Source organism: Hungatella sp. SL.1.14 (genome assembly GCF_024460495.1).
GTDB classification, from domain to species: domain Bacteria; phylum Bacillota; class Clostridia; order Lachnospirales; family Lachnospiraceae; genus Hungatella; species Hungatella hathewayi.
This window is the reverse complement of record NZ_JANFYJ010000129.1, coordinates 1-429: the sequence shown is the minus strand read 5'-3', so window position 1 is coordinate 429 and position 429 is coordinate 1. Positions and strand designations below refer to the sequence as shown.

General features: G+C 41.5%; 1 pseudogene. It reads right to left on the bottom strand.

The features are described 5' to 3' along the window. Window positions 1–81: 81 nt before the first annotated feature. A pseudogene (locus NE473_RS30285) lies at window positions 82–429 on the bottom strand (hypothetical protein); the annotation flags it as partial.

Genomic DNA, 429 nt, shown 5'->3' with positions numbered 1-429 from the left:
CTTCCATACCCGTTTCGGAAATATAATGATCCGGATGAGATACCATCCTTTCTTCTGACTCATACATCTTGAATCCCTCCTTTACAACTGCATTGGTTTAGGCAATTTTAAAATATAACCATCCCTTACTCGAACCGCCCTGCATCCAGCAATATCAGTCCATCCGTATTTATTGGCAGCATAATTGTCATTGGACACGTTTGCCAAATTATAAAGATCTGCAACACTAACTACCTCATACTGTGCAATAATTTCGTTCATGGCGTCTAATACCGATTCCGCATCTCCACGAGTTTCGAATAAAAGCTCATCATATTCGTAGCTCGTCCGGCACTTCGGTGCTGTATAATCTTTCTTTCCGCTGTCGTAATACTTCTGATAGGATACCTTGGACGCTGTAGAGTTCTTTTTTGACTTCCCAGTTTCTCC